The sequence below is a fragment of the Streptomyces sp. NPDC058576 genome (assembly GCF_042718715.1).
GTDB lineage: Bacteria > Actinomycetota > Actinomycetes > Streptomycetales > Streptomycetaceae > Streptomyces.
Genome location: NZ_JBHXPF010000029.1, coordinates 35310 through 58546 on the forward strand (window position 1 = coordinate 35310; position 23237 = coordinate 58546).

The window sequence follows — 23237 nt, forward strand, 5'->3', positions numbered from 1 at the left end:
GCCCATCCTGCCACGCACGCATGTCCCGCGTATCACCTGGGGAGATTCCGTAAGACCGCTCACGCACCCGCTCCGCGCCCGGAATTCTGGGTCCGGGTCACCCGGCGGGTCGCCAGGCCCGGAGCCCACGCGTCCCGGCCCGCACCAACCGCTCCTGTGCACGTCCTCGTCGGCCGGTGAGGCCGACGCGCCCGAGAGAGAGTCCTCCCCTTGGCTCCTGCCGGCCCGCCCCCGCCGCCGTCGTCGTCTCCGCCCCCCGCCCCGTCCTCGCCCTCCTCCGCGTCCGCGTCCGCGCGGCACACCGGGACCGCACTGGAACTGCTCGTCCACGGAGTCGGCGGCGCCACCCCGCAGGAGATGCTGGGCGACCCCCGTACCGTCCGGGTCACCGGGGACGCGACCGCCGCCGTGTACCGGCGCACCGAGGACGCCGACGGCGAGAAGCACCCCGAGCGCTACGGGGGCGAGCCCGTCGCCGAGGCGTACTGCTGGTCCGGCCTCACCTCCGGCAACGGCTCCCGGGCGCTGTGGCTGCTGCTCCTGCCGTTCATGGTGGTCAATCTCGCCCACTGGATGCGCCCCACCGCCACCGGCCGCACCCGCGCGGTCCGGCTGTACGGCGTCCTGGTGCGGCTCGTCGCACTCAGTCTCACCGTGCTCCTCACGGCGGCCGCCTGCGAAGTCGCCCTGGACCTGCTGGCCTGGCAGTGCGCGGGCGCCGAGGCCTGCGCCGAACGCCGCTCCTGGCTCGGCTTCCTGTCGGCCCATCAGGGCGACTGGTGGTCCCAGCCCGGCCGCCGCCTCGCCCTGGCCGCCGTCGTGCCCGCGGCCCTGGTGGGGCTCCTGTGGTACCTGTCCAACCGGACCTGGAGCGCGTACGAGTCCCAACGCCCCTTGGACGGCGATGACTTCGACGCGAACGATCCTTTCGGTGCGGAGGAGGCCCACGGCCCCCGCGCACTCGACGCGGACGCCGACGGGTGCCCGCGCCCGGCCGTTCCGGTCCGCCCCGCGCTCGGCAGGCCCGGCTTCTGGTACGGCCGGCGGCTCGTCGCCCGGCTCCGCGCCGCCCACACGGCGGCCGGGTTCCTCACCATCGCCGCGGCCGTCGCCGGCGCCGCCGCACGGCACGACCGGAGCGCCGAAGGACCGGTGCCCCGGTTCCTCGGCGTGGCCGTCGAGGGCGGCATCGTCCTGTGCGCGCTCGTCGTCCTCTGGGTCGTCTGCCGCCGGGGCCGCAGCGAACGGACCCGCGACACCCGCCTGGACGCGGCCCTCATCAGCTGGCTGCCCGGCTCCGCGCTGGCCCTGCTCACCCTCGCCGTGCTGTACGCGTCCCTGTCGCGCCCCGGCTGGCAGTCCTCGGGCAGCCTGCCCGGCGAGACCGCCTTCCGGCTCCTCGCCGTCGGCCAGGGCGTCCTCGTCGTCGCCCTCGCCGCGGTCGCCCTGGGCCTCTACCGGCGCACCCCCGAACCCCGCACCATCCTGCACGGACTCGGCGGACCCGCGGTCGCGATGCTCGCCTGCGCCCTCGGCGGCGTGATGACCGGCGGGGTGGCCCAGCGCGTCGCCGACTGGCTCGACGGGCCCGGCACCCCGGGCATGGGCCACAACACCGACATCCCCGGGCCGCCGGTCCTGCTCAGCTGGCAGGCCTCCGTCATCCCCGTCCTCCTGCTGCTCCTGCTCGTCCCCGTCCTGGTGCTGGTCGTCCGCACCGCGCGCGCCGCCCGCCGCCTGGCACCGGTCATCGAGGCGGAGTACGCCCCCGAACCGCCCGACGAGGGCCGTACCCGCCGGATCGCCCGGATCCGCGCCGCCGCCGCCCTCACCGACTCGGCGCCCTGGATCGTCGGCGTGGTCTCCGCCGCCACACTGCTGCTCGGGGCGGGCGCGATCGCCGGCTCCTGGCGCAGCGACCAGGTGCCTGGCCGGGCCGCCGACGGCAGTGGGCCGCTCCTCGAATCCTTCGCCGAGGCCGCGCAGTCGACCGGCTCCTGGCTGATCGGCTTCGGCTTCATCCTCTTCGTCGCCGGCGGCCGCCGCGCCTACAAGGACGCCTCGGCCCGCCGCACCATCGGCATCCTCTGGGACGTGGGCACCTTCTGGCCGCGCGCCGCCCACCCCTTCGCGCCCCCGTGCTACGCCGAGCGCGCCGTCCCCGACCTCGCCTCCCGGATGTCCGCCTGGACGACGACCACTCCCCGGGGCCGGCTCGTCATCTCGGGCCACTCCCAGGGCAGCGTGCTCGCCGCGTCCGCCGTCTGGCAACTGCCCGACGCCACCCGCCACCGGGTCGCGCTGCTCACCTACGGCTCGCCCCTGGAGCGGCTGTACGGGCGGTGGTTCCCGGCCTACTTCGGCCCCGAGCCGCTGCTCGGGCTGCACCGCTCGGTGCACTGCTGGCGCAATCTGTGGCGGGCCACCGACCCGATCGGCGGCCCCGTCCGCATCTGCGCCGACCCCGACCCGGGCGTCGACCGGGGCCCGCTGAAGGACCCGCTGGCCTACGGGCGGACCACGAAGCTCCCGCTGCCCGAACCCGTCCTCGGCCACTCCGACTACCAGGCCGACCCGGCCTTCGCCGACGCCCGCGCCGACCTCCTGGCGGAGTTGGACCCCCTCGTCCCCCGGCAGGCGGAGGCACGCACTCAGAAGGACACGTCGGGGAGGTCCTCCGGGTAGAGCAGGGTCAGGTCGTCCGTGCTCGTCTCGGCGAGCTGGGCGACCCGGCCCGCGTGCCGCTCCACCATCGACTCGAAGGTCTGCCGGGCCGTGCGGCCGTTGCCGAAGGCGGGGCCCTTGGGGAGCGCGGTGAAGTACTTCAGGAGGGCCTCGCCGGTCCCCTCCGCCAGACTGTACTCATGCTCCTCGGCCTGCTGCTCGACGATCCGCAGCAGCTCCTCGGGAAGGTAGTCGCTGAAGGTGATGGTCCGGGAGAACCGTGAGGCCACCCCGGGGTTGACGGTGAGGAACCGCTCCATCTCGTGGGTGTAGCCCGCGACGATCACGACCACCGCCTCCCGGTGGTCCTCCATCAGCTTCACCAGCGTGTCGATGGCCTCCCGCCCGAAGTCCCGCCCGGAGTCCTCGGGGGACAGGGCGTACGCCTCGTCGACGAACAGCACCCCGCCGCGCGCCCGGTCGAACGCCTCCTGGGTCCGGATCGCCGTGGAGCCGATGTGCTCGCCGACCAGGTCGACCCGGGACACCTCGACCAGGTGGCCGCGCTCCAGCACGCCGAGCGAGGCGAGGATCTCCCCGTACAGCCGGGCGACCGTGGTCTTGCCCGTACCGGGGGAGCCGGTGAAGACGAGGTGGCGGCGGACGGACGCGGCCTTCAGGCCGGCCTCCGCGCGGCGACGGCCCACCTCGATCATGTCGGTGAGCGCCCGCACCTCCCGCTTGACGCTGTCCAGGCCCACCAGCGCGTCCAGTTCACCGAGGACCGCCGAGGAGTCCCGGGCCGGCTCCGCCGGGGCGACCGTCTCGGGGGCGGGCTCGGTCGCGCGCTGCCCGGGCAGCGCGCCCAGCAGGCCGGGCGTCGACCGGGTCTCCGTCAGCACCGCGGGCGGCGGGGCCGAAGCCGTACGCAGCCCGCTCTCGTCGCTCGTGCAGTTCTCGGCCACCGGGCCGGTCGCCGAACCGCCCTCGCCCTCGGGGAACTCGTAACCGCCCCGGGCGCATCGCTCGGTACGGCACCGGGTGAGCGTGGTGCGGCAGCCCTCCATGACATGGAAGCCGTAGCCCTCGCTGCCGGTCACCCGGCAGCTGTCGAAGGTGCCCCGGCCCTCGGCCGAGACGTAGAACCCCGCCTCGGCGGGCGAGGTGACCGTGCAGCGCTCGATGGTGGGGTCCGCGCCCTTGGTGACGATGACCCCGGTCTGCGCCGCGTCGATGGTGCAGTTGTTCAGCGTGCCGCCGCTGCCGTGGTCGCGGAACCAGGCGCCCGTGGACGCCTCCCTGATCCGGCAGTCGTCCAGCTGGGCGGTGGCCCCGTCGCTCACCGACACCGCCGTGTTACGGATCTGGGAGAGGTCGCTGTCCACCACGTCGGCGCGCGAGCCCCGGTCGAGGACGAACAGCGCGTCGGGCACGTCGTGCACCCGGCAGGCGTCCAATATCACCGTCGCGCCGTCGCTGACCCAGACCGCCGGATAGTCGCCCGTACTGTCGTGGATCTCGCACTGGTTGGCGTCGACCCGGGTGCCCGGATCCCAGACCGAGAGCCCGTTGCGGCCGAACCGGCGGACCGTGGAGCGGGTCAGGGTGAGCACCGAACGCGACCGCAGGTCGACGGCGTTCTCCGGGATGTCGTGGATGTCGCAGTCGGCGAGCGTCAGCACCGCGTCGGTGTCCAGCGTGACGCCGTCCGCCGACGTGCGGTGCACGGTGCAGTCGGTGAGGTGGGCCGAGGCGCGCGCGGTGACCTGGATGCCGCTGCCCTTGATCTCGTACACCTCGCAGCCGAACGCCTCCAGGCCGCTGCCCTCGCCGGTGACGCCGATGCCCGCCCCGGACGCGTGGTGGATCCGGCAGCGGTCCAGACGCGGGTGCCCGCCGTCGCGGACCGAGACCCCGGACTGGCCGGCCGAGACGATCTCGCACTCCTCGAACACGCCACCCGCGCCGTCCAGCACGGCGATGCCGACCCCGGCCGGATTGTCGACCGTGCAGCGCCGCACGGTGGGCCGGGCCGCGCCGCGCACCTCGATGCCCGCCGCCGAGCGGGTCACGATCCGCAGGTCCGTCAGCTCCGCCGTGCCGTCCTCCACGAGCAGCGCCGGGGCCGCCGAGTCCTGGCCCTCGATGTGGAGGTCCTGGACGACCGCGGAGGCGCGCACGGTCAGCGGCACACCGTCGACCGGCGCGATCCGCACGGAGCCGACCGACCCCTCGGGGCCGCGCAGCGTCACCGCGCGATGGAGGACGAGGTTCTCCCGGTAGGTCCCGGGCGCGACGGTGAGGACGTCCCCGTCGGCCGCCGCCTCCAGGGCCGCGGAGAGGGAGGCGTACTCGCCCGTGCGGCGGCGCCATCGCGATGTGCCGGTGTGCGTCACCTGGACCGTGCCCTGTGCCATGGCGTTGCTGTGCCCCCACCTCGTGCTGTGCGATGCCTCGGGTCCGTCCGTCGCCGGGGAGGCGGACGGGGTCGGACCACCGTAGCGCGCGCGAGGGGCGGGAGTTGACGAGTCGGCCCGGCTGAGCGAGGTTGCCGACGACCGGCTCCGGCCGGAGGAGACCGTGGTCAGCCGCCTGTTCCGGCCCTGCCCCAGCCCGCGTCCGCCGCGGCCCACTCCCGGTCCAGCCGCGCGTACCGCTGCCGCACCATGCGCCCTACGACCATCCTGCGCCCCGCCTCGACACATCCGGCGGCGAGCAGAAACGTGCCGATGCCGCCCAGCACCGCGTGGGTCCGGGCGGCGCGCGCGTCCATCGGCGGGGGAACGGGGACGCCCGCCGCGTCGGTCCAGATCCGCAGCGGGGACCCCGGGACGCCGTGCCCCGAGGCGGCCGCCACCTCCCCGGTGCGCGGACTGCCGTCCGGTGCCTGCCAGGACGCCACCACCCGGATGCGCGCCGCCCGTTCGGCGCCGCCCTCGGGATCACCGGCGAACCGCTCCCGCCCCGGCGCCCGGCCCAGCACGACCGCGTCGACGGGGTGGCGCTCGTGGTGCTGGGCGCGTACCGACCGCTGGAGGGCGGCGTCGGCGACCGCCCCGCCCGCCCAGCCCGCGGCCGGGGCGGCGACCACGAGGAGCAGCAGCGCGCCGAGCGCGACCCAGGCCTCGCGGCGGTCGGTGGCACGGCGCAGTGGATTGGGCCGCCCGCGCAGCAGTGCCCACAGCAGTCCCCACGACTCCCGCACCCCGTGCCCCCGTTCCCCTCGATCGATGTCCCGCGCCCGGCCCTGACGGGCCCGCGGTGTCACGAATCGCCGAGACGCCGAGCCAGGGCTCCGTACCCAGGAGGTGTCTTGTCGACCAGGGCCGGGTGACACCTCCTAGGACCCCGCTCAGCCGTCAGAGGTTGCTCGGTGCGTCCCCCGGCGCACCTCGCTGTACGGAGGAGTCGTGGTTCAGTACCCCCGGCTCTGGTACGGCCGGTTGTACGGGTCCTCGTACGGCGACTGCGCCGGCGCGGGCCGCGGCGAGGCCGGACGCATCGACTCGTACCCCGTGGCGGGCGCGGGGCGCTGCGGCTGGGGCTGCTGCGGATAGCCGCGGACCGCCGAGGGCTGCTGCGGGATGTACGGCGCGGGGGCGTGCTGCAGCTGGGCGTGCTGCATCGGCGCGTGCTGCGCCGGAGCCTGCTGGTACTGCGGCATCGGCTGCTGCTGCGGGTAGCCGTAGGAGCCGGTCTGCTGCGACGGGGCCGCGGGCAGGGCCGGCAGCGCCGACGGCAGGGCCGGCAGGTAGCTGTTGCCGGTGTCGTACGCGGCAGGCACCCGGATGGGGGCGATCTGAGGGGTTCCCCGCTCCGCGACCAAGGAGTCGTAGATCGGAGTGTCGGGGAACGACGCGGCGTAGTAGCCGCCGCCGAAGGTGGAGCGGGGGGACGTCATGCCACCTAAGTTAAGCCCTCGACACGCCGGTTGTGGAGCCCGATAAGAGGGTTGTTTTCCGCGATGTGAGTGAACCGTGATCCCCAATGCGAGCGAACTTGGCAAAAAAGGGCGCACCGACGTCTACTGATCGTGTAAAGGCCAAGTTCACGGGGGGTTACCGGCGGATCGCCGGGAGGGGTCGGGGTCGGCCGGGGCATGCTCCGGTGGGCCGGGGATTAGGTTGTCGGTAAATGCCTGCGGGCGGCCGGACTCGTGATGGGGACGAGCATGACCATGCAAAAAGGGACCAACGTTCCGGTGCCGGTCGGCGCCGTGCGCGTCGAATTGGGTTGGCACGCCGCACCGGGCGCCCCGGACGTCGACACCTCCGCGCTTCTGCTGGTGGCGGGAAAGGTCCGCGACGACGCGGACTTCGTCTTCTACAACCAGCCGGTCCACGCGTCCGGAGCGGTCCGGCACGAGGGCAAGCGGACGGCTCCCGACGGCGTCATCGACACCCTCCTCGTCGACTTCGGGAAGGTCGAGCCCGCGATCGAGCGCATCGTCCTCGCGGCCTCGGCCGACGGCGGGACCTTCGGCCGGGTGAGCGGACTCCACGTCCGGATCACGGACGCGGCGGGCGGCGCGGAGCTGGCCCGCTTCGACAGCACGGACGCCACGGTCGAGACCGCCTTCATCCTCGGTGAGCTGTACCTCCGTCAGGGCGCGTGGAAGTTCCGGGCGGTCGGGCAGGGCTACGGCTCCGGCCTCGAAGGCCTGGCGACGGACTTCGGCATCTCCGTCGACGAACCGCAACAGGCCCCGTCCGCCCCGCAGGCCCCGGTGCCCCCGTCGCCGCCCCGGCCCGCCGCCCCGGCTCCCGTGCCGGCCGCCCCCGCCCCGCCCGCGCCTCCCACCCCCGTGGCCCCGCCCGTCGCCCGCCCCGTACGCCTGACCAAGATCACGCTGACCAAGAGCGCCCCGTCCGTCTCGCTCGCCAAGCAGGGCGGCACCTCCGGCGCGCTGCGCGTCAACCTCAACTGGGAAGTCCGCAAACAGTTCAAGAGCTGGGGGGCGAAACTCGGACGGGCCGTCGCCCTGCACGCCGACCTCGATCTTGATCTCTGCGCGCTCTACGAACTCGCCGACGGACGCAAGGGAGTTGTGCAGTCTCTCGGAAACGCGTTCGGTTCTCTGAATCGGCCGCCCTTTATCCATCTCGACGGCGACGACCGCACCGGCGCGCTCTCCATCGGCGAGAACATGACCATCAACCTCGACCACAAGGACCAGCTGCGGCGCGTACTGATCTTCGTCACCATCTATGAAGGCGCCCGGAGTTTCGCCGATCTCCATGCCACCGTCACCCTCCAGCCGCAGAACGGCGCACCCATCGACTTCTCCCTCGACGAATGCACCGTCCCCTCCACCGTCTGCGCCCTGGCTCTCATCACGAACAACGGCGGCGACCTCACCGTGCAGCGCGAGGCCCGCTACCTCGTCCCGGACCGGGGCGTCAGCCCCCAGCGCACCATCGACGCCGCCTACGGCTGGGGCATGAACTGGACGCCCGGCCGCAAGTGACCCGCCCCCGCCGCGCCCGCCCGGACCGGCCGCCCGCCTCCCGGCGGCGTCACCGGTCGGGCGCGGCCTCCGGGCGCGCGTAGGTACGGCCCTTCCAGGCCGCGCCCCGCCCCCGGTAGTGCTGCACCGCCGAGTCCACCGTCATCAGCAGGTACAGCACCGCCGTCAGCGGCAGCAGCGGGCCCAGCCACAGCGACTGGCGGTAGTAGGCCAGCATCGGCAGATAGGTCGCCGTCATCACCGCCCAGGCCGCGCCGCCCGCCCACGCCGCCGCCCCGTCCCCCGTCAGCACCCCCGCCACCAGCGTCGCCGGCGGCGCCACGTAGACGAGCAGCAGCCCCGGGACCGTCCCCGCCAGCAGCAGCGGGCTGTGCCGCAACTGCGCGTACGCACTCCGCGCGACCATCCGCCACAGGTCCGCCAGCCGCGGATACGGCCGCACGCTGTCCACCCGCTCCGCGAGCCCCAGCCAGATCCGGCCGCCGCCGCGCCGCACCTCCCGCGCCAGCGACACGTCGTCGATCACCGCCTGCCGGATCGAGTCCGGGATCCGCGCCCGCTCGGCGGCCTCGGTACGCAACAGGACACAGCCGCCCGCCGCGGCCGCCGTCCGCGACCGGGCCCGGTTCACCCGGCGGAACGGGTAGAGCTGCCCGAAGAAGTAGACGAACGCGGGCACCACCAGACGCTCCCAGACGCTCTCCACCCGCAGCCGCGCCATCTGCGACACCAGGTCGAAGCCGTCCGGGCCGGGGGAGCCCGCCGCGGCCACCAGATCGCGCAGGCTGTCCGGCTCGTGGGCGATGTCCGCGTCGGTCAGCAGCAGGAAGTCCGGCTTGTCCCGCCGGGCCACCGCGATCCCGTGCCGCAGGGCCCAGAGCTTCCCCGTCCAGCCCCGCTCGGGCTCCCCGGGCGTCACCACGGTCAGCGGAAACCCGCCGTACCGGGCGGCCAGATCCCGGGCCAGCTGCCCGGTGCCGTCGCTGCTGCAGTCGTCGACGAGGATGATCCGGGCGCTGCCCGGATAGTCCTGGACCAGCAGCGACGGCAGGCTCACCGGCAGCATCCGGGCCTCGTCGCGGGCCGGCACCACCACCGCCACCGACGGCCAGCGGGCCGGGTCGGTGCGCCGGGGGAGCCGCTGGTCCGTCCGCCAGTAGAAGCCCTGCCCCAGCAGCAGCCACACCCACACGATCAGCGAAACCACGGCGATCCAGGCAACGGCGCTCATCCGCCGAAGTCTGCCCCACCGAGCCCGGTCCGCAAGGGCTGTCGGCTAGGGTGACCGGGTGAAGATCGCGCTCATGGACTCCGGAATCGGCCTGCTGGCGGCAGCGGCCGCCGTGCGCCGCCTGCGGCCCGACGCCGAGCTGGTGCTCTCCTGCGACCCCGGCTCGATGCCCTGGGGGCCCCGCACGCCCGAGGACCTGACCGCCCGCGCCCTGGACGTCGCCCGCGCCGCCGCCGCCCGCCGCCCCGACGCGCTGATCATCGCCTGCAACACGGCCTCGGTGCACGCCCTGCCGGCGATCCGCGCCGAGCTGGAGCCCGCCCTGCCGGTCATCGGCACCGTCCCCGCGATCAAGCCCGCCGCGGCCGGCGGCGGCTCCGTCGCCATCTGGGCCACCCCGGCCACCACCGGCAGCCCCTACCAGCGCGCGCTGATCGCCGACTTCGGCGGCTCCGCCGAGGTCACCGAGGTGCCGTGCCCCGGTCTCGCCGACGCCGTGGAGCACGGCGACGAGGCCGGGATCGACCGGGCCGTCGCGGCCGCCGCCGCCCTCACCCCGCCCGACGTGCGGGCCGTCGTCCTCGGCTGCACCCACTACGAGCTGGTCGCGACCCGGATCCGGGACGCCGTGCAGCGGCCCGGCCGCCCGCCGCTCGCCCTGCACGGTTCCGCCGGAGCGGTCGCCGCCCAGGCGCTGCGCCGGATCGGAGCGGCCCCCGCCCCGACGGCCGAACCCTCCGGCGCGCTCACCGTGCTCCAGGCCGGCCGTGTCGCCGCCCTCCCGGACGCCGCCCTGACCTACGCGGAGGGCCGGATCCTGGCCGCCGGGGCGCCCGTCCGCTGACCGCGCTGCCTGCGGGCGGCTCGCCCGATCGGCCCCCGCAGCCCCGGCCGGGAGTCCGGAACGCGGCTACGCTGCTGAATATGACGGACCACCCCGAGAGTGCGAGGCACGGGTCGAGCCAGGCGCCGCCCACGGAGTGGAACGGCCGCGCCACCAATCGGATCCAGTGGCTGCTGGCGCTCGCGGGCGCCGGCTGCGTGGCGCTCGGCATCGAACTCGCCGTCGACGGGGCCTGGACCTCGGGCATCGCCCCGCTGCTCATGTCCGTGATCGGCTGCCTCGCCGCCGGACTGCTGATCCTCTTCGGCACGCTCGCCTTCGTCCACGTGGCCGTCAAGGTCGACGGGGACAGCCTGGAGGTGCGCTGCGGCCACGCCGGCCTGCCGCGCCGCCGGATCCTGCTCAGCCATGTCACGGGGGCGGAGTTCGTCCCCCGCATCAACCCGCGCCAGTGGGGCGGCTGGGGCTACCGCTGGCGCCCCGAGCAGGGCACCGCCGTGGTGGTCCGCAAGGGCGAGGGCATGGCCCTGCAGCTCGGTGACGGCCGTACCTTCACCGTCACGGTCGACGACGCGGAGACGGCCGTACGGTTCATCCGGCAACGCCTGCACCTGCCGTCCCCCGGGAAACGGCCCGGCGACTGACCGGGCAGCCCCACCGGCGGGCATCCCCGGCGACCGACCGGGCGACCAGGTCTCCCCGGCGGCGAGCCGCCCGCGACCGGGTCTCCCCGGCGGCGAGCCGCCCGGGAGCCGCCCGTGTCCCGGCCCCGAGCACGTCAGCGCCGCCGCTCACAGCCGTCCACCGTAGACTCCGCCGGGTGAGCGCCACCATGACCCCCGTAGACGATCCGCCGTCCGCCGCAGCACCTCGGGCCGCCGGGCTGCTGTCGCGGCTCCTCCGCCCGGCCGCCGCCGTGCTGTCCGGGCTCCTGCTCTACGCGAGCTTCCCGCCCCGGACCGTGTGGTGGCTCGTGCTGCCCGGGTTCGCTCTGCTCGGCTGGGTGCTGCACGGGCGTCGGCTCCGGGCCGCCTTCGGCCTCGGCCTCCTGTCGGGCCTCGGCTTCATGCTGCCGCTGCTGCGCTGGACCGGCGAGGACGTCGGCCCGGTGCCGTGGCTGGCCCTGGCCGTCGCGGAGGCGCTCTTCATCGCCGTGGGGTGCCTCGGGATCGCCGCGGTGACCCGCCTCGCGTACTGGCCCGTCTGGGCCGCCGCGGTCTGGACGCTGGACGAGGCGGTCCGCGCCCGCATCCCGTTCGGCGGCTTCCCCTGGGGCAAGATCGCCTTCGGCCAGTCCGAGAGCGCCTTCCTGCCGCTCGCCGCGTTCGGCGGCACCCCGCTGCTCTCCTTCGCCGTCGTCCTGTGCGGCTTCGGCCTCTACGAGGCGGTGCGGCAGGTCATGGCCTACCGGAGCACCGGGAAGGTCCCCCGCGCGGCCGTCGCCGGCGCCGCCGCGAGCATCCTCGTACCGATCGCCGGGGCCCTCGCCGCGCTGCCGCTGGTCGACGACTCGGCGGAGAACGGCACAGCCACCGTCGCCGCGATCCAGGGCAACGTGCCGCGCCTCGGCCTCGACTTCAACGCCCAGCGCCGCGCCGTCCTCGACAACCACGCCCGCCGCACCGCGCAACTGGCCGAGGCGGTGAAGGCGGGCAAGGAGAAGCAGCCCGACTTCGTGCTGTGGCCGGAGAACTCCTCCGACCTCGACCCCTACCTCAACGCGGACGCCCGCCAGGTCATCGACGACGCGGTCAAGGCGATCGACGCCCCCACGGTCGTCGGCTCGGTGGTCGAGAAGGGCTCCGACAGCCTCCGCAACACCCTGATCGAGTGGGAACCGGACAAGGGCCCCGTCGACACCTACGACAAGCGGCACATCCAGCCGTTCGGCGAGTACATGCCGATGCGCACGGTCGCCCGCTTCTTCAGCGAGGACGTCGACCGGGTGCAGCGCGAGTTCGTCCCCGGCACCGAGGTGGGCGTCTTCGAGCTCGCGGGGACGAAGGTGGGGCTCGTGACCTGTTACGAGGCCGCCTTCGACGACGCCGTACGCGACACGGTCACCCACGGCGGCCAGATGATCGCCGTGCCGAGCAACAACGCGACGTTCGGCCGCAGCGAGATGACCTATCAGCAGCTGGCCATGTCCCAGGTGCGGGCCGTCGAACACGGCCGGGCCGTCGTCGTCCCCGTCACCAGCGGGGTCAGCGCGGTCATCCGGCCCGACGGCACGATCGTCGAGAAGAGCGGGATGTTCACCCCCGACGCCCTCGTGGACGAGGTCCCGCTGCGCTCCTCGCTGACCCCCGCCACCCGGATGGGCCCCCTGCCCGAGGGCGTCATCGCGCTGCTGGCCTTGGCGGGCCTGGGCTGGGTGAGCGTCTCGGCGGTCCGGGCACGCCGGGCCGGAGGGACCGCGCGATAGCACCTGATCCGGCCACGTAGGCTCGGATGCATGGCTACTCCCGACTTCATCCGTGACATCCGCGCCACCGCCGGGCACCAGCTGCTTCTGCTGCCCGGGGTGACGGCCATCGTCCTCGACGACGAGGGCCGGGTGCTGCTCGGGCGGCGCGCGGACACGGGGAAGTGGTCGGTCATCGGCGGGATCTGCGAACCGGGGGAGGAGCCGGCGGCGACGGCGGAGCGCGAGGTGCTGGAGGAGACGGGCGTGCACTGCGTGGCCGAGCGGGTGGTGCTCACGCAGGCGCTGGAGCCTGTGCAGTACGCCAACGGCGACCGCTGCCAGTATCTGGACGTCACCTTCCGCTGCCGGGCGACCGGTGGCGAGGCGCGGGTCAACGACGACGAGTCGCTGGAGGTGGGCTGGTTCCCGCTGGACGGGCTCCCGCCGCTCGGCGAGTTCGCCCTGTTCCGGATCAAGCAGGCCCTCACCGAGGGCCCCGCCTGGTTCCAGCCCACCCCGCGCACGACCTGAACCTCTAGTTCACGGTGAAGCTTCCCGTCGCCCCGGTGAACGGCGTGATCTTCCCGAGCAGGCTCTTGGCGTCCCCGTGGTGGACGATCCGGTAGGTGCCGGGTGCGGTGTCCGCCGCGACGTCCCAGGTGATCGTCGCCTTCGAGGTGCCGGTCAGGGCGCCCAGCCGGGTCCAGCGGTAGGTGGTCTCCCAGTCGCCGTCGTCCAGCACCCGCTGCCAGCCCCCGTCCTCCAGCCGCTGCACCTCCAGGAAGGTGGAGCCCCGGCGGACGTTGTTCTTCGGATGGCCGGTGGCGAACTCGACGGTGGCGGTGGAGCCGCGCGCGTACGAGCTCTCCGGCGCCTTCAGGACCGCGCCGAACACCTTGCCCGCGGGCGGGTTGTCGTACACGACCCCCGTCTGGAAGGTGAACTGCCTCCCAGACTCGTCCGGCGGCGCCGTGCCCCGGTCCAGGGCCGTGCCCGCACGCAGGGACTCGGCGATCCGGGCGTACTCCTGCTGGTAGGCGGGCAGGGTGTAGCGGCCGTACAGCGTGGAGCCGCCCTCGTAGTTCTGGGTGTCGTACTCCTCCGGAGTCGTGGCGTACTGGCTGTAGGCGTTGGCGTACCCCTGGAGCAGGACCCGGTCCAGCGGCACGCCCAGCCGCTCGGCCACCGTGCGCCGTACGCGAAGACCGGAGGCGATCGTGAACTCGCCCGGGGCGGCCACCAGATGCAGCTCGCCGATCTTCATGATCTGCAGGGGGAGGCGCTTCGGGGTGACCGGGTGGACGTTGCTCAGCAGGCCCGTGGGGATCAGGCTCGCCTTCGGGTACTGGCAGGACTGGAGCCAGGACGGGGTGTCGACGCGCAGCGCTTCGAGGATCGGGGCGATCGGGGTGCGCATGCCCTCCTCGAAGAGGGGGATGGCCGGGCCGTCCTCGACGCTGCCCGCGAGCGTGGACGCGCCCACGACGGCGGGACAGGTGCGGTGCTCCTTGCCGTCCGGGGTGTACTCCGGACGTACGGTCACGTTCTCCATGTCGACATAGGCGAGCCGGGAGTCCACCCCTCCGGCGATGGGCCGCGCGTCGTCGTAGATCTCGCGGGCCTTGTCGAGCTGGCGCTCGCCGATGATGCGCGCGTTCTCGAACTCGTCCTCCGTGGGCCCGGAGCCGGGCTTCAGGTTGAGGTTCGGCGACATGTCGCCCGCGTTGGTGTTGGGGAAGGCGGCGACGAAGCCAGGGGTGTCGTCGAGATAGCGGACGCCCTCGTGGTCGTGCTCCCAGGCGTAGGAGGCGTAGCCCTTGTTGTCGGGACTGATCAGCGTGTTCTTGTTGGTGATCGAGGTGTTGTGGGTGGCGAACCAGCTGATCGCGCCCGCGTCCTTCTCGCCCTGCCTGAAGCGCAGCACGGTCATCGCCGGGTCGATCGCGTCGGGGAAGGCTGCCCGGTCGGCCGCCGGATTGCGGTCGAACGCCTCCCGGGAGCGGTTGACGCTGGCGTTGGTGAGGGCGCCGGTGCCCAGGCTCATCGTGCCGGGCTTCAGGTCCTCGTGCGCCTCGGCCACGGACTCGGTGATGCCGTCGACGATCGCCCGGTAGGTCTCCTTCTGGAAGCCGAGGACGGAGAGGTTGTAGGCGACGTTGTGGGAGTAGCCGCCGGGCCCCGAGTGGGTGTGGGTGGCCGACAGCAGGACGTTCTCCTCGCCGTACAGGCTGCCGTAACGCTCCTTCAGCCGGGCCATGACGCCCTGCCGGACGGACTGGAAGATCATCGCCAGGTCCGCGTTGACGTACACCACGCGCTTGCCGCTCGCCCGGTCGACGACGACGAAGGCGCGCGACCGCTGCCGCTGGTGGATGCCCGAGGTCTTCTGGTCGAAGCTGGAGTAGCCCATCATCCCCGTCTCGGCGGCCTCGCCCGTGACATCGGCGATGCCGCGCCCGACGAGGTAGTGGCCGTCCTCGGCGGTGTCCGACGCGGACGCGGGGGAGGGGGCGCCGAGGGTGACCGCTCCGAGGACGGCGGCGAGCACCGCGACGGGGAGCCTGCGCCGGGAACGGCGGACGGTGGGGGGTGGCATGGAACCTCCTGGGGCGGGAGACGGTACGCCCGGGCCCGGTCGGCGGCTCACCGACGTGGAGGGGCCGGGACGGTGCCCCGACGGTAGAGGAGTGTGACCTGCGCCGCATAGATGTCTACCGGCCAGTAAAGAAGAACGCGGTCCATGGGGGAACAGCCGTGCGACGGTGCGATAGTGGGGGCGCATCAGCAAAGGGCTGACCGGAGGAATCGCCGTGCACTACGAACTCGCCGACCGGCTGGTGATCGGGATCGCGTCCAGCGCTCTCTTCGACCTGACCGAGTCGGACGCCGTCTTCCGGGAGCAGGGCGAGGAGAGCTACCGCGCCTACCAGGAGAAGCACGTGGGCGACCGGCTCAGCCCGGGGGCCGCGTTCCCCTTCATCCGCCGGCTGCTGTCGCTGAACGACCTCGGCGAGGTGAACGACCCCCTGGTCGAGGTCATCGTCCTGTCCCGCAACGACCCCGACACCGGGCTGCGGGTGATGCGCTCCATCGAGAGCCACGGTCTGCCCATCAGCCGGGCCGTCTTCATGCAGGGCCGCTCGCCCCACCGGTTCATGCCCGCCTTCAACATGTCCCTGTTCCTGTCGGCGCACGAGGGGGACGTCCGGGAGGCGGTCGCCGCCGGACTGCCCGCCGGGCACGTCCTGGGGGCTCCCTACGAGGACGACGCGGACGACCACGACCTGCGGATCTCCTTCGACTTCGACGGGGTGCTCGCCACGGACGCGTCGGAGCAGGTGTTCCAGGAGGGCGGGATCGAGAAGTTCCGCGCCCACGAGGTCACCAACGCCGCCGTCCCGCACGACGCCGGGCCGCTGCGGGACTTCCTGGCGAACGTGAACCGGATCCAGCAGCGGGAGGAGCAGGAGCGCCGGAAGGACCCCGACTACCGCATCCGCCTGCACGTCTCCATCGTCACGGCCCGCAACGCGCCCGCGCACGAGCGGGCGGTGCAGAGCCTCAAGGGATGGGGCGTGACCGTCAACGACGCGTTCTTCCTCGGCGGCATCGACAAGGGCCGGATCATGGGCATCCTGAAGCCGCACATCTTCTTCGACGACCAGCAGGGGCATCTGGAGAGCACCTCGCGGACCACCCCGAGCGTGCACGTGCCGTTCGGCAAGCTCAACGAGCCGGCGGACCCCGCGGCCCCGGACGCCTGAGCGCGTACGGGATCGCGGACGCTCGCACGCGTGCGCGCCCGGCGTACACCCTCAGTGCGGCGGACCCCGCCACATGTTCCGCACCCGCAGCCACACGTCGCGCGCCTGGCGGCCCGCCGCCGTCCGGCTCCGCGCCACCAGCTCACGGGCCTGCTCGGGCGTCTCCACCATCGGGCCCGAACCGCGCAGCGGCCGGCCCGCCGTCTCATGCAGGAAGAACGTGGCCACCAGACCGATCACCCCGGCCACCATCAGGTAGTACGCGGGCACCATCTCGTTGCCCGTGGCCTCCACCAGACCCGAGACGAAGAGCGGGGTCGTACCGCCGAAGAGCGACACCGAGATGTTGAAGGCGATCGACAGGGCCCCGTACCGCAGCCGGGTCGGGAACAGCGCGGGCAGCGTCGAGGCCGCCGTCCCCGCGAAGCAGACCAGCAGCAGACCGAGCACCGCGCACCCCAGCGCCGGCAGCAGGATCCCGCCCTGCCGGATCAGCAGGAAGGCGGGCGCGGACAGCGCGATCAGCGCCAGGCTGCCCGCCATGAACACGGGTCTGCGGCCCCACCGGTCCGAGGTCCGGCCCACGGTGGTGATGAGCAGCACCACCAGCAGCATCGTGCCGAGGACCAGCAGTTGCGAGGTGGTCTCCGGTTCGCCGAGGGTGGAGGACATGTACGTGGGGAGATAGGACGTCACCATGTAGTTGGTGACGTTGTACAGCAGCACCAGGCCCATGCAGATGAGCACGGCCTCCCAGTGCTTCGTGAAGATCTCCTTGAGCCGCCCCTTGCCCGACTGCCGGGCCTCCTCGACCGGATCGTCCCCGGATCCGGAGCCGGAGCGCGACTCGGCGGCCTGGTACGCCTCCTCCTTCTGGAAGGCAGGCGTCTCCTCCAGCTTCAGCCGCATGTACAGCCCGATGATGCCCATCGGGCCCGCGACGAAGAACGGGATGCGCCAGCCCCAGTCCGTCATCCCGTCCGCGCCCAGGACGGCGGTGAGCACGGTGACCAGACCCGAGCCCAGCGAGTAGCCGACGAAGGTGCCGAAGTCGAGCCAGCTGCCGAGGAACCCGCGCCGCTTGTCGGGGGCGTACTCCGCGATGTACGTCGTGGCGCCCGCGTACTCCCCGCCGGTGGAGAAACCCTGCACCAGGCGGCAGACCAGGAGCAGCAGCGGGGCCGCGAAGCCGACCGCCGCGTACGTGGGCAGGAAGCCGACGGCGAAGGTGCTCGCCGCCATCATGATCATCGTGAGCGCGAGGACCTTCTGCCGTCCCACCCGGTCGCCGAGCGGTCCGAAGACCAGTCCGCCCAGCGGACGCACCAGGAAGGCCGCCGCGAAGGTCGCGAACGTCGACACCACCTGGGCGCCCGGCGAGCTGGAGGGGAAGAAGACCTTGCCGAGCGTCCCGGCCAGATAGGCGTAGACCCCGAAGTCGAACCACTCCATGGTGTTGCCGAGGGCCGCCGCCGTGACGGCGCGCCGGACCTTCGGCGGATCGGTGACGGTGACGTCGTCCTCGCGGAACGACTTCTTCCGCCGTCGGATGAGGGTGCGGACCATGCGCTCCACGGCCACGTTGTCACGTTCGCGCCGGGGGGTATGCCCCCGGCGTGCAGGTCCGCCCGCCATCGGTCCGCCCTCTCCGCCCGCGAGGACGACCGCCGCGGTGGGCACGGGGCGTCCCGGAGCTCAGCGCCTCCGATTCTGGCCCCGCCGCCCGGACCCGGCCTCCTGGGCGGTGCGCACGGGTGAGGGGCGCGAGTGGGTCCCGGCGGCGCGCCTACTTCACGCTGCCCGCCGTGAGCCCCGACCGCCAGTACCGCTGGAGCAGCAGGAACGCGATCACCAGCGGCAACAGCGCCAGCAGCGAACCGATCACCATCAGCGGGTAGTAGTCCGGGTTGATGGGGGCCGCCGCGTTCCAGCTGTACAGGCCGAGGCTGAGCGGATACAGCGACTCGTCGGAGAGCATCACCAGCGGCAGGAAGAAGTTGTTCCAGATCGCGGTGAGCTGGAACAGGAAGATCGTCACATAGCCGGGGGCGATCATCCTGAGACCGACCGAGAAGAAGCTCCGCAGCTCGTTCGCCCCGTCCACCCGCGCGGCCTCCAGCACCTCGTCGGGCACGTAGGAGGCGGAGAACATCCGGGCCAGATAGACACCGAAGGGGTTGAACAGCACCGGGATCAGGACCGACCACAGCGTGTTGGCGAGGCCCAGGTCGGAGGCGAGCAGATACATCGGCAGCGCGAGCACGGTCGCCGGGACCATGACGGAGATCAGGATCAACGCGAACAGCGGACGCTTCCCGGTGAACTCGAACTTGTCGAAGACGTACCCGGCGGCCGTGCTGACCAGCGCCCCGACGGCCGCGCCGCCGACCGCGTACAGCAGGCTGTTTCCGTACCAGCGCAGATACGCCCCGTCGTCCTGGGCCAGCAGCGCCCCTATGTTGTCGAACAGCGCGAAGTGGGACAGGTCGAAGAAGTCGGAGGCGAACAGCGCCTCCGAGTCCACCGCGGAGGCGGCGAGCAGCCACAGCAGCGGCAGGAGCGCGTAGAGGGCGCTCACCCCGACCACGAGGTTGGCCGCCGCCGGGCCGTACCGGCCGGTCCGGCGCGGGCGGACGGGCGGACGCCGAGTTCCGGGCGAGGAGCCGGCCGGCGCGTTCGGCGCCTGCGGGGTGGTGCGGACCGACGTACTCACGGGCGGGCCTTTCTCGAAGAGGTGACTCGTGTCTTCCGCCGCGTCGAACCCCGGGTCACGGCGAAGGACAGGGCGCAGCAGACGATCAGGAGGAGGACGGAGGCGGCGGATGCCAGGCCGTAGTTGTTCCGGGTGAACGCCGCGTCGAAGATGTACATGTTGGGTGTGTAGCGCGGGCTGATCAGCGGGGTGGCCTTCGCCAGCAGCATCGGCTCGGTGAACAGCTGGAGCGCGCCGATGGTCGTGAAGATCGCCACCGTCGAGAGCGTGGAGCGCACCAGCGGCACCTTGATGGTGAGCGCGGTGCGCACCGGGCCCGCCCCGTCCATCGCGGCGGCCTCGATCAGCTCGCGCGGGATGGCCTTGAGCGCGGCGAAGAAGATGACGGCGGTGTAGCCGAGACCGCTCCACAGCGCGATGTTCACCAGCGACGGCACGATCATCGTGAGGCCCAGGAAGTTCACCGTGATGTCGAGGCCCGTGAGCGCGTCCAGCACGGGGGATATCCCCGGGGTGTAGAGGTACAGCCAGATGACCGTGGCGATGATGCCCGGCACCGCGTGCGGCACGAACAGCACTGTCTGTGTGAGCCGCCTGGCCCGGACCAGCCCCGAGTCGAAGAGCAGCGCCAGGGCCAGAGCGCCCACCAGGACCAGCGGGATGAACACCACCGCGTAGAGCAGGGTGATGCCCACGCCCCGCACGAAGCTCGGGTCGGACAGGACGGCGGCGTAGTTGCGCAGCCCGGCGAAGGACGTGCGGGCGTTGCCGAAGCCGAGGCCGCTGTGCGAGGTCGAGAAGAAGCTCAGATGGACCGCGTACAGGGTCGGGACGACGAACACCGCGACCAGCAGGACGCCGAACGGACCGAGGAGCGTCGAGACGGCCAGCCGCTGGGGTCGGCGCGTGCGGCGGGATTCGGTGGCGGTGCTCATGCTTGCCTCACAGAAAGACCCAGGCTGCGCAGGTCGGGCAGCGTCTCGGATTGGGCGGTGCGGAGCGCCTCGGAGATCGTGGTGCCGTACTCCAGCCGGGCCAGCCCCTGGTGCAGCGAGGTCGCGGTCGCCTGCATGCGCGGGCCCCACGTCCAGCCGGTGCGCAGCGACCGGGCCTGCCGTTCCACGAGTCGGTAGACGTCCTGGCCGCCGTAGAACGCCGTGTCGAACTGGCGGGAGGCGTCCCGCACCAGGCTCGCGTCGGCGGGCAGGATGCTCGAACGGCCGCCGGAGAGGCGGGCGGTGATCGCCTCGGGCGCGGTGGTCATCCACTCCAGGAACCGCATGGCGCGTTCCTTCTTGTCGCTTCCGGCGGTGATGGCGTGCACGGAGACCCCGTCGGTCCCCACGACGTCCTCGCCGCCCTCCCACCGGGGCAGCGGGGCCACCCGCCAGCGCCCCGACGTGCCCGGCACGGACCTGACGAGGGCGGCGAGCCCCCACGGCCCCACGAGGTGGGAGGCGACCGTGCCCCGGGCGAGCGCGGAGAGCCACTGCTGGCTGGAGCCGGGGGCGAACATGGTGACGTCCTCGTCGACCAGGTCCTGCCAGAACTCCGCGACCCGTCGGCTGGGTTCGCCGAGGAAGTCCAGCACCCAGGTGTCGTCCTCGATGGCGAACCACTGCCCGCCGCTCTGCATCGCGTGCCCGGCCAGCACGTTGTAGGCGTTGGGGTGGAAGGTCGTCAGATCGACGCCCGCGTCCCGCTTCAGCCGGCGGGCCGCCTCCCCGAACTCCTCCCAGGTGGTGGGCGGTTCGATACGGTACCGGGTCAGGATGTCCTCGCGGTAGGCGAACAGCATCGGGCCGAGGTCGACCGGAATGCCGTACGTCCGGCCGCCCAGCACCCCGTTGGTCCACGCCTGCGGGCCGAGCCGTTCGCGCAGCCGGGGCGTGACGAGATCGGTCACGTCCGCGCAGACGCCGTCGATGGCGAAGGACGGCAGATCGGCGTCGACGAGCGTCACGATGTCCGGCGCGTTCCCGGCCCGCGCGGCGTTCGACAGCTTCGCGTTGCCTCCCGCGAGCCCGGACGTCATCGGGGAGAAGTCGACGGGCTCCTCGGGGTGCAGCTCGTTCCAGGCCGCGACCAGGGTGTCCGTGCCGCGCAGCGCCGACCACAGGGTCAGCGGGCCGTCGGGGCCGCTGTTCCCGGCATCGGGTCCACCCCCACAGGCGGTGGCGGTGACCCCGGCCAGGGCGGTCCACAGCCCGGCGGAGAGCAGACCCCGTCTGCTGAGCGCCGGCCTAACCATGGCGGACACCCGAGGCGGAGGCGGTGACGGTGGGACAGGAGTGACGCATGGGGGAACCCCTATTCATGGGAAGGGAGAGGGGGATGGGTGCGAGCGCCGTCAGGCGGCGTCGAGGATCCGGTGGAAGGCGGGGAGCGCCTCGGCGAGCGGAGCCGCCTCGGGGTACCAGGCGCGCTCCCATTCGAGGCTGATCCAGCCCGCGTAACCGAGGCGGCGGAGCTGCGCCAGCACATCGCCGAGCGGCAGCACGCCCCGGCCGGGCAGGACCGGCCGCAGGTCGGTGGGCGAGGCGACGTCCTTGAGCTGTACGTGGCGGAGCCAGGGCCCCAGCAGTTCGGCGGTGCGCTCCGGGCTCTCGCCCGCCCGCCACGGATTGACCGCGTCCCACACGGCTCCCACGGCGGGGGAGCCGACGGCCGCCAGGACCTCGGCCACCTCGGCGCCCGTCAGGAACACGTCGTGGGTCTCCAGCGCGATGCCGACCCCGGCCGCCCCGGCGATCGGCGCGGCCTCGGCCAGATGGCGGACCGCCCGCTCCCGCCGCCCGGCCGGCTGCTCGGCTCCGCCGCCGAAGACCCGCAGCTGGCCCGCGCCGAGCCGGGCCGCGAGGGCGATGTGCCGGGCCAGCCGGTCGACGACGTCCGGCTCGTCGGCGGCGACCTGCACGTACGAGGCGAGCAGCGGCACCGCCAGGCCCGCCCGGCGCAACGCCCCCGCGAGCCGGTCCGCCCCGGCGGGATCCAGCTCGGGGTGCGCCAACTGATCCTCGGCGCAGCGGAGTTCGATCCCCGAGCAGGGCCCGGCGCGGGCCAGCCGGACCACCTCGTCCAGGTCGGCGCCGGGGCAGCCCAGCGTGCTGAACGCCCGGGGGTTCACGGGGCCACCCGCTCGGCGGCCACATCGACCCGCTGTCCTCGCTCGGCGGAGTCGTACACCGCGAGCGCGGCGGCGACGACACTGCGGCCGTACGCCCCGTCCACGTAGTGGCCGGGGCCGCCGCGCGCCGCTTCGACGAACCCGGTCAACTGGTCGCGGAAGGCCCGTCGCTGGTGGCCGGGGTCGGCCTTGAGGAGGTGGGTGGCCCGACCGTCGCGGAGCACGAAGAGTCCCTCGGTCGCGGATATGCGCAACGTCGCCTCGTCGAGCACGACCTCGGTCTCGTCGAAGTACGGCATGCCCCGACTGGTGAGCGCGATGCTCGCGTTGATGCCGTTGTCGAGTTCCACCAGCGCCAGGGCGTCGGTCTCCACCTCAAGTCCGGGACGTCCCCGCACCACCCCGCTGACCCGGCGGACGGCGGCGCCGGCGAACAGCTGGATGCGGTCCAGGCCGTGGGTGCCGACGTTGAGGACGATGCCCCCACCGGCGACCGCCCGGTCGAAGAACCACGGCGGGCGGGAGCCGGGTTCGTAGTGGGAGGAGCGCCGGTGCGTGATCAGCAGAGGCTGCCCGTACCGGCCGGAGGCGACGATCGCGCGAGCCTCGCGGACGACGGGATCGAAGTGGATGACATGGGCGACCGCCAGCAGCGTCCCGGCCGCCTCGCACGCCCGGGACATTCGGGCGCAGTCCTCGGCCGTGGTGGCCATCGGCTTCTCCACCAGGACGTGGAGCCCGGCCCGCGCGGCCTCGACGGTCATCGGGGCGTGCAGCGCGTGCGGCGCGGCGATCACGACCGCGTCGAGGCCCGCGTCGGCGAACATCGCCCGGTGGTCGCTGTAGACCGGCACGGCGGCCAGGTCCGCGAGTGCCTGGGCCGCCGGACGGTTGGTGTCGCAGATCGCCGCGATCTCGTAGTCGGGGGCGCCGACGGCCGCGTCCACATGCGCGGCGCCGACACCTCCCGCACCGAGTACGCCGATACGGAACCGGCCGGCGGACGGGGCGGGGGGCATA

Annotated in this window: 18 protein-coding genes; 7 read left to right on the forward strand and 11 right to left on the reverse strand. The window is 73.2% G+C overall.

The annotated features are described in order from the left end of the window. The first annotated feature begins 210 nt into the window (after positions 1 to 210). Positions 211 to 2685 carry a hypothetical protein gene (locus tag ACFWRV_RS21025; RefSeq protein ID WP_384336693.1) on the forward strand — a complete coding sequence of 825 codons (2475 nt, stop codon included), beginning with the start codon at positions 211 to 213 and terminating at the stop codon, positions 2683 to 2685. Here the strand turns inward: ACFWRV_RS21025 and ACFWRV_RS21030 are convergent. The 3 genes from ACFWRV_RS21030 to ACFWRV_RS21040 form a co-directional block, all read right to left on the reverse strand. Next, positions 2652 to 5081: a right-handed parallel beta-helix repeat-containing protein gene (locus ACFWRV_RS21030; RefSeq protein ID WP_384336695.1), complete on the reverse strand. Its 2430-nt coding sequence runs from the start codon at positions 5079 to 5081 to the stop codon at positions 2652 to 2654. The two genes, ACFWRV_RS21025 and ACFWRV_RS21030, sit on opposite strands and share 34 nt — an antisense overlap. A 167-nt stretch (positions 5082 to 5248) precedes the next feature. Further along, positions 5249 to 5869: a hypothetical protein gene (locus ACFWRV_RS21035; protein ID WP_384336697.1), complete on the reverse strand. Its 621-nt coding sequence runs from the start codon at positions 5867 to 5869 to the stop codon at positions 5249 to 5251. A gap of 210 nt (positions 5870 to 6079) precedes the next feature. Next, complete coding sequence (locus ACFWRV_RS21040; protein WP_384336699.1) at positions 6080 to 6565, reverse strand: DUF6643 family protein; 486 nt, start codon at positions 6563 to 6565, stop codon at positions 6080 to 6082. A 258-nt stretch (positions 6566 to 6823) separates the two neighbouring features. On the opposite strand from ACFWRV_RS21040, the gene ACFWRV_RS21045 reads away from it, so the two are divergent. Further along, on the forward strand, positions 6824 to 8131 hold the full coding sequence (locus ACFWRV_RS21045) for a TerD family protein (protein WP_384336701.1): 1308 nt from the start codon (positions 6824 to 6826) through the stop codon (positions 8129 to 8131). Between the two features lie 49 nt (positions 8132 to 8180). Here ACFWRV_RS21045 and ACFWRV_RS21050 read toward each other — a convergent pair whose 3' ends face one another. Then, a complete protein-coding gene (locus ACFWRV_RS21050) occupies positions 8181 to 9362 on the reverse strand; it encodes a glycosyltransferase (RefSeq protein ID WP_384336703.1) in 1182 nt (393 codons plus the stop codon). A gap of 58 nt (positions 9363 to 9420) precedes the next feature. Between ACFWRV_RS21050 and ACFWRV_RS21055 the strand changes: the two genes are divergently transcribed. From ACFWRV_RS21055 to ACFWRV_RS21070, 4 genes are all read left to right on the forward strand, one after another. Then, complete coding sequence (locus tag ACFWRV_RS21055; protein ID WP_384336705.1) at positions 9421 to 10206, forward strand: glutamate racemase; 786 nt, start codon at positions 9421 to 9423, stop codon at positions 10204 to 10206. Between the two features lie 80 nt (positions 10207 to 10286). After that, a complete protein-coding gene (locus ACFWRV_RS21060) occupies positions 10287 to 10850 on the forward strand; it encodes a hypothetical protein (RefSeq protein WP_384336707.1) in 564 nt (187 codons plus the stop codon). A gap of 188 nt (positions 10851 to 11038) precedes the next feature. Then, positions 11039 to 12631 (forward strand): apolipoprotein N-acyltransferase, encoded by a 1593-nt coding sequence (gene lnt / locus ACFWRV_RS21065; protein ID WP_384336789.1) that lies wholly within the window; start codon positions 11039 to 11041, stop codon positions 12629 to 12631. Between the two features lie 30 nt (positions 12632 to 12661). Further along, positions 12662 to 13144, forward strand: coding sequence for an NUDIX domain-containing protein (locus ACFWRV_RS21070; RefSeq protein ID WP_384336709.1), 483 nt, complete (start codon positions 12662 to 12664; stop codon positions 13142 to 13144). 4 nt (positions 13145 to 13148) lie between these two features. Here ACFWRV_RS21070 and ACFWRV_RS21075 read toward each other — a convergent pair whose 3' ends face one another. Further along, complete coding sequence (locus ACFWRV_RS21075; protein WP_384336711.1) at positions 13149 to 15209, reverse strand: neutral/alkaline ceramidase; 2061 nt, start codon at positions 15207 to 15209, stop codon at positions 13149 to 13151. Between the two features lie 214 nt (positions 15210 to 15423). Here ACFWRV_RS21075 and ACFWRV_RS21080 point away from each other — a divergent pair, with 214 nt between their 5' ends. After that, entirely contained in the window at positions 15424 to 16377 is a 954-nt protein-coding gene (locus ACFWRV_RS21080) for a 5'-nucleotidase (RefSeq protein ID WP_384336713.1), read from the forward strand. Positions 16378 to 16428: 51 nt separating this feature from the next. On the opposite strand, the gene proP is transcribed toward ACFWRV_RS21080, so the two are convergent. The 6 genes from proP to ACFWRV_RS21110 all read right to left on the reverse strand — a co-directional run bounded on the left by proP (position 16429) and on the right by ACFWRV_RS21110 (position 23236). Then, positions 16429 to 17943 carry a glycine betaine/L-proline transporter ProP gene (proP, locus tag ACFWRV_RS21085; RefSeq protein WP_384336791.1) on the reverse strand — a complete coding sequence of 505 codons (1515 nt, stop codon included), beginning with the start codon at positions 17941 to 17943 and terminating at the stop codon, positions 16429 to 16431. 220 nt (positions 17944 to 18163) lie between these two features. Beyond that, positions 18164 to 19090, reverse strand: coding sequence for a carbohydrate ABC transporter permease (locus ACFWRV_RS21090; protein ID WP_384336715.1), 927 nt, complete (start codon positions 19088 to 19090; stop codon positions 18164 to 18166). Next, a complete protein-coding gene (locus ACFWRV_RS21095; protein WP_384336717.1) occupies positions 19087 to 20025 on the reverse strand; it encodes a carbohydrate ABC transporter permease in 939 nt (312 codons plus the stop codon). Before ACFWRV_RS21095 ends, ACFWRV_RS21090 begins: the two co-directional genes overlap by 4 nt. Next, entirely contained in the window at positions 20022 to 21341 is a 1320-nt protein-coding gene (locus ACFWRV_RS21100; RefSeq protein ID WP_384336719.1) for an ABC transporter substrate-binding protein, read from the reverse strand. The genes ACFWRV_RS21095 and ACFWRV_RS21100 overlap by 4 nt, the downstream gene beginning before the upstream one ends. Before the next feature lie 99 nt (positions 21342 to 21440). Then, positions 21441 to 22217 (reverse strand): sugar phosphate isomerase/epimerase family protein, encoded by a 777-nt coding sequence (locus ACFWRV_RS21105; RefSeq protein WP_384336721.1) that lies wholly within the window; start codon positions 22215 to 22217, stop codon positions 21441 to 21443. Then, on the reverse strand, positions 22214 to 23236 hold the full coding sequence (locus ACFWRV_RS21110; RefSeq protein ID WP_384336723.1) for a Gfo/Idh/MocA family protein: 1023 nt from the start codon (positions 23234 to 23236) through the stop codon (positions 22214 to 22216). The genes ACFWRV_RS21105 and ACFWRV_RS21110 overlap by 4 nt, the downstream gene beginning before the upstream one ends. Between the last annotated feature and the right edge of the window lies 1 nt (position 23237).

What these genes read in the sequence shown, in the direction of transcription:
- ACFWRV_RS21030 (WP_384336695.1), bottom strand. Translation starts at nt 5,081, where the DNA reads ATGGCACAGGGCACGGTCCAGGTGACGCACACCGGCACATCGCGATGG.
- ACFWRV_RS21040 (WP_384336699.1), bottom strand. Translation starts at nt 6,565, where the DNA reads ATGACGTCCCCCCGCTCCACCTTCGGCGGCGGCTACTACGCCGCGTCG.
- ACFWRV_RS21045 (WP_384336701.1), top strand. Translation starts at nt 6,824, where the DNA reads ATGGGGACGAGCATGACCATGCAAAAAGGGACCAACGTTCCGGTGCCG.
- ACFWRV_RS21050 (WP_384336703.1), bottom strand. Translation starts at nt 9,362, where the DNA reads ATGAGCGCCGTTGCCTGGATCGCCGTGGTTTCGCTGATCGTGTGGGTG.
- ACFWRV_RS21060 (WP_384336707.1), top strand. Translation starts at nt 10,287, where the DNA reads ATGACGGACCACCCCGAGAGTGCGAGGCACGGGTCGAGCCAGGCGCCG.
- lnt (WP_384336789.1), top strand. Translation starts at nt 11,039, where the DNA reads ATGACCCCCGTAGACGATCCGCCGTCCGCCGCAGCACCTCGGGCCGCC.
- ACFWRV_RS21070 (WP_384336709.1), top strand. Translation starts at nt 12,662, where the DNA reads ATGGCTACTCCCGACTTCATCCGTGACATCCGCGCCACCGCCGGGCAC.
- ACFWRV_RS21075 (WP_384336711.1), bottom strand. Translation starts at nt 15,209, where the DNA reads ATGCCACCCCCCACCGTCCGCCGTTCCCGGCGCAGGCTCCCCGTCGCG.
- proP (WP_384336791.1), bottom strand. Translation starts at nt 17,943, where the DNA reads ATGGTCCGCACCCTCATCCGACGGCGGAAGAAGTCGTTCCGCGAGGAC.
- ACFWRV_RS21095 (WP_384336717.1), bottom strand. Translation starts at nt 20,025, where the DNA reads ATGAGCACCGCCACCGAATCCCGCCGCACGCGCCGACCCCAGCGGCTG.
- ACFWRV_RS21100 (WP_384336719.1), bottom strand. Translation starts at nt 21,341, where the DNA reads ATGGTTAGGCCGGCGCTCAGCAGACGGGGTCTGCTCTCCGCCGGGCTG.
- ACFWRV_RS21110 (WP_384336723.1), bottom strand. Translation starts at nt 23,236, where the DNA reads ATGCCCCCCGCCCCGTCCGCCGGCCGGTTCCGTATCGGCGTACTCGGT.